This is a genomic window from Streptomyces scabichelini (genome assembly GCF_011045015.1).
In the GTDB taxonomy this organism is placed as follows: domain Bacteria; phylum Actinomycetota; class Actinomycetes; order Streptomycetales; family Streptomycetaceae; genus Streptomyces; species Streptomyces scabichelini.
Window position 1 is genome coordinate 1 of record NZ_JAAKZY010000374.1, and the last position, 5,191, is coordinate 5,191.

A 5,191-nucleotide genomic window follows, 5' to 3' on the forward strand; every position below is an offset into this window, starting at 1 on the left:
CAGGGGCCGCTCCGTCACCGCGATGGTGACGGAGCCGCGGTACTGCCCGCACCGTGGCTTCGGACGCCTGCCGGTGAGCGGATCCGCCTTCGCGCGCCGAGGTGTTGCGGCAGCACTGGGCGCCGGAGCGGTGATCCGTACCGGAGTCACCGCGCTCGACTGGGCCGGCCCTTCGCCTGGGGACCCCCATCTCGGCCCCCTCGCGCTTGAGACCGTCAGTCCGAGCGGCCCGGAGACCATCACCGCCAAAGCGGTCGTCCTCGCCACGGGTGGGCGCGAACGGCCGCGCAGCGCACGGCTGGTGGCGGGCACGCGGCCGGCCGGGGTGTTCACCGGCGGAGAGCTTCAGCAGACGGTTCATCTCCACCGGCAGACGGTGGGCAGCCGTGCGGTCGTCATCGGTGCGGAGCAGGTGGGTTTCGCCGCCGTGGACACGCTGTCGGGCGCGGGAGTGGACGTCACCGCGATGGTGACGGAGCGGCCCCGGGACGGCGTTGCCATGCTGCGGCGTCTCAACTCCCGCCTGCGACAAGGGGTTCCCCTGCTCACGGACACGTCCGTCACCGAACTGCTCGGTCACGGCCGCCTGACCGGCGTACGCCTGCGCCACCGCGACGGCCGGACCACGACCCTCCCCTGCGACACCATCGTCTTCACCGGCAACTTCGTACCCGACCACGAGCTGGCCCGGCGAGGCGGGCTCGACCTCGACCCGCAGACGCACGGACCGGCGGTCGACGCGGCCTTTCGCACCTCACGGCGGGGGGTGTTCGCCGTGGGTGGTCTCCTGCACGCCGGCGCGAGTGCGGCGGTCGCCGCCCGCGAGGGGAGACGCGCCGCTCACCACGTACGCGCTCACCTGTCGGCCGACTCCGTCTGAAGGACCGAGTCGGTGTTCGTGTGGGTGGCAGGAGCTCAGATCATCTTCAGCCGCACCAGCGCCCCCAGGGTCAACGCCCCCGGCAGCAGCGGCAGCCACACCGTGATGATGCGGTAGGCGAGCACCACCGCCGTCGCGACCGCTGCCGGGCCGCCCGCCGCCACAAGCGCGATGATCAGCGCGGCCTCCACCGAGCCGATGCCGCCCGGCGTCGGGACGAGCGCGACGGCGACCGTCGCCGCCAGATAGGCGACCACCATGTGCAGCGGTGACACCGGCAGCCCCAGCGCCAGTCCCACCGCGACCAGTCCGGCCGCCTGAAGGATGGGGAACGAGAGCGAGCCGCCCCACAGCGCGAGCGCGCGAGCCGGCCGGGTGTGCACGGAGCGGGCCTCGCTCAGCGCCGTCCGCAGGAAGGAGAACACGACGGTACGCAGCCGCCGTACGAGCAGCAGGACCGCCGCCGCGAGACACACCGCCGCACCGGCGGCGAGCAGCAGCGGACCGACCGCCCCGTCCGGGATCAGCGTGCCGATCCGCAGCGCGTCGGGGAAGGCGATCAGCAGGGCCAGCAGCAGGCCGGTCCTGGCTATGGACTCGGCGAGCACGTAGAGCGCGAGCGCGGCCGACGAGCGGGCCAGCGGGACACCGCACACCGCCATGAAGCGGAGGTTGACGGCGCTCGCACCCAGCCCGGTCGGCAGCAGATGGTTGGCGGCGCCCGCCGCGAACTGCGTGGCGAGCAGCCGGCGTTTGGGAAGCCGTTCGACGAGGGCGCCCTGCCGGGTGACGGCCGCCGCGACCCAGGTGAGGCAGGTCGCCGCGCCCGCGGCCAGGAGCCACGGCCACTTGGCCGCGCCCAGGTGACCGAAGCCGTCCACGAGCACGGACCGGTGGCGCACCGCGACCACGGCCACGAGCGCGAGCGGGAGAAGGCACAGGATCTGCCGGACCGGAAGGCGTCGGGGGAGGACTCGGGGAAGGGCTCGGGGGAGTCGTACGTCCGTCACACCGGGAGAGGCTTTCACACCCGGAGAGGCTTTCCGCGCCGCGCCAACAGGAGGTTGCGGGCACGGGGACGGCGGCTGACGCGCCGCGCACGTCCTCGGATTCTCCGCCTCCGGGTACGTCGCCTCCAGGTATGGCGTCTCCACGTACGTCATCGATGACCCCTTGACCTCAAGATTGGTTCAGGTTCTAACGTCGTCCTCATGAGTATGGAGACCACAGCCTGGACGCAGCTGCACAGCGTCATGAACGCCCAGCAGGAGCGCCGTCCCTTCGCCCGCGCGACGCTGCGCCGCATCGCCGGATTCGCGCGCCCGCACCGCCGCCGTATCGCACACTTCGTGCTGCTCAGCGTGGCGACCGCGCTGCTCGCCGTGGCGACGCCCGTCCTCGCCGGGAACGTGGTGGGCGCGATCGTGTCGGGCCGGGACGAGAGCACGGTCATACGCCTCGCCCTGCTCATCGCGCTGATTGCGCTCGCCGAGGCAGCACTCGGCCTTGCGAGCCGCTGGCTCTCCTCGACCCTCGGCGAGAGCCTCATCCTCGATCTGCGGACCGCGGTCTTCGATCATGTGCAGCGCATGCCGGTCGCGTTCTTCACACGCACTCGTACGGGAGCGCTCGTCAGCCGTCTCAACAACGACGTGATCGGCGCACAGCGGGCGTTCAGCAACACACTGTCCGGAGTGGTCGGCAACCTGGTGACGCTGCTGCTCACCCTCGCTGTCATGCTCACCCTGTCCTGGCAGATCACGCTGCTCGCGCTGCTCCTGCTCCCGGTGTTCGTCGTCCCCGCCCGCCGCATGGGCCGGCGGATGGCGAAACTCCAGCGTGAGGCGGCCGACCTGAACGCCGCGATGGGCACGCGGATGACCGAGCGCTTCTCCGCGCCCGGCGCCACGCTCATCAAGCTCTTCGGTCGGCCCGACGACGAGTCCGAGGAGTTCGCGGCGCGTGCTCGGCGCGTGCGGGACATCGGGGTGCGTACGGCGATGGCCCAGACGGCGTTCATCACGGCACTCACGCTCGTCTCCGCGCTGGCACTCGCCCTGGTCTACGGCCTCGGCGGCTGGTTCGCGCTGCGCGGCAGCCTGGAGCCGGGCGCCATCGTGTCGCTCGCCCTGCTCCTCACCCGCCTGTACGCGCCGCTGACGTCCCTGGCCGGAGCCCGGGTCGAGGTCATGAGCGCCCTCGTCAGCTTCGAGCGGGTCTTCGAGGTGCTAGACCTGAAGCCGCTGATCGAGGAGAAGCCGGACGCCCGCAAGGTGCCGGACGGCCCGGCCTCCGTCGAGTTCACCGACGTCCGCTTCGGCTACCCGTCCGCCGACAAGGTCTCCCTCGCCTCGCTGGAGGAAGTCGCCTCCCTCGACACGCGTGGCGGCGCCGAGGTCCTGCACGGCGTCTCCTTCCGCGCCGAACCCGGCCAGACCGTCGCGCTCGTCGGCTCCTCCGGCGCCGGAAAGTCGACCATCGCGCAACTGCTGCCGCGGCTGTACGACACCGACGAGGGCTCCGTACGCATCGGGGGCGTCGACGTGCGCGACCTGAGCGCGGAATCGATGCGCTCAGCCATCGGCATGGTCACCCAGGACGGGCACCTCTTCCACGACTCGGTCCGCGCCAACCTGCTGCTCGCCCGGCCCGACGCCGACGACGAGGAACTGTGGGCCGTGCTGCGCCGCGCCCGCCTCGACGACCTCGTCCGCTCCCTGCCCGACGGCCTCGACACCGTGGTCGGCGAACGCGGCTACCGGCTCTCCGGCGGCGAACGCCAGCGCATGACCATCGCCCGGCTGCTGCTCGCCCGCCAGCGCGTGGTCATCCTCGACGAGGCCACCGCCCACCTGGACAACACCTCGGAAGCCGCCGTCCAGGAGGCGCTCACCGAAGCCCTGGAGGGACGCACCGCGGTCGTCATCGCACACCGGCTGTCGACGGTACGGGCCGCCGACGCGATCCTCGTGGTCGAAGCGGGCCGGATCGTGGAGCGCGGCACACACGAGGAACTGCTCGCGGCGGGCGGACGGTACGCGGAGCTGTACCGGACGCAGTTCGAGAAGACCCCCCACGGACAGGCAGGGCCGGGGGCCGACGTGACGGAGATCGCGACGGTGAAGGAGGCGGTGGCGTAGGCAGCGCGCGGGGCGCCGCCGTACCCTGGGCGGCGTCGGCGCGTACCCGCACCCCGGGACGCGACCCTCTTCACCACGGGAGCAACGCCTCATGCTGCGCACCATGTTCAAGTCCAAGATCCACCGCGCCACGGTGACCCAGGCCGACCTGCACTACGTCGGGTCCGTGACCATCGACGCCGATCTCCTCGACGCCGCCGACCTGCTGCCCGGCGAGCTGGTCCACATCGTCGACATCACCAACGGCGCCCGCCTGGAGACGTACGTCATCGAGGGCGAGCGCGGCTCCGGCGTCATCGGCATCAACGGCGCGGCGGCCCACCTGGTGCATCCCGGCGACCTGGTGATCATCATCAGCTACGCCCAGGTCTCCGACGCCGAGGCCCGTGCGCTGCGGCCCCGGGTCGTGCACGTGGACGCCGGCAACCGGATCGTGGCCCTCGGCGCGGACGCTTCCGAACCGGTGCCGGACTCGGACACGCGGCGCAGCCCGCAGGCCGTGGCGGCCGCCACCGTCTGACCCTCATCCACGAGCTGACCCTCTGCCACGAGGAGTGCCATGAGCGAGATCGCGATCCGCGACGACCGGGAACGGGGACGCCTGGAGGCGTACGTCGACGGGGGTACCGGCTCCGGAGGCGCCGTCGACGAAGTGGTCGGCCACATCGAGTACTTCGTGCTCGACACCCCGCGGCGCACGCTCGTCCCCGTCCACACGATCGTGGAGCCCGCCCACGAAGGCCAGGGCATCGCGGGCTCCCTCGCCCGCGAGCTGTACGCCAGCGCCGCCCGCGAGGACGTACCGGTCGCCCCGCTCTGCTCGTACGTCGCGAAGTGGGCCGAACGCCACCCGGACGAGGCTCCGGCGGCCGAACCCGAGTTGCTGGACGCGGCGAAGGACTGGCTGCGGGCGCATCCGGACCGGTTCTGACCTGGCCGGCGGCCGGGCGGCGGCAGCAGGTGGCGCGTAGGTCCACCTGGGCCCCTGCCCGTCCCGCGACGGGGTGAGTGCGCGCGCGGCGCACGGGTACGCGTGGGACAAGTCCAGGGCCGACGTTCCGCATGGCTGGAGGACACCATGACGCACCCGAACCCCGATCCCACGCGACCGGGTCTCCCTCCGGGCCCGGGCCCCGACCGCCCGGAACCCATCCCCGACCCGGGCCCCGGC

Annotated in this window: 5 protein-coding genes; 4 read left to right on the top strand and 1 reads right to left on the bottom strand. The window is 72.4% G+C overall.

Annotated elements, in window-relative coordinates:
• Positions 1-880 (top strand): NAD(P)/FAD-dependent oxidoreductase (locus tag G5C60_RS49350; protein ID WP_165270633.1); only part of this gene is annotated, 880 nt, incomplete at its 5' end.
• A gap of 35 nt (positions 881-915) precedes the next feature.
• On the opposite strand, the gene G5C60_RS49355 is transcribed toward G5C60_RS49350, so the two are convergent.
• Positions 916-1,890, bottom strand: coding sequence for a flippase-like domain-containing protein (locus tag G5C60_RS49355; protein ID WP_165270635.1), 975 nt, complete (start codon positions 1,888-1,890; stop codon positions 916-918).
• Between the two features lie 207 nt (positions 1,891-2,097).
• Between G5C60_RS49355 and G5C60_RS49360 the strand changes: the two genes are divergently transcribed.
• From G5C60_RS49360 to G5C60_RS49370, 3 genes are all read left to right on the top strand, one after another.
• Positions 2,098-4,020 (top strand): ABC transporter ATP-binding protein, encoded by a 1,923-nt coding sequence (locus tag G5C60_RS49360; protein WP_206440965.1) that lies wholly within the window; start codon positions 2,098-2,100, stop codon positions 4,018-4,020.
• Positions 4,021-4,111: 91 nt separating this feature from the next.
• Positions 4,112-4,540, top strand: a complete 429-nt coding sequence (gene panD, locus G5C60_RS49365; protein ID WP_165270639.1) for an aspartate 1-decarboxylase — start codon at positions 4,112-4,114, stop codon at positions 4,538-4,540.
• A 39-nt stretch (positions 4,541-4,579) separates the two neighbouring features.
• Positions 4,580-4,951 carry a GNAT family N-acetyltransferase gene (locus G5C60_RS49370; RefSeq protein WP_165270641.1) on the top strand — a complete coding sequence of 124 codons (372 nt, stop codon included), beginning with the start codon at positions 4,580-4,582 and terminating at the stop codon, positions 4,949-4,951.
• Positions 4,952-5,191: the final 240 nt, after the last annotated feature.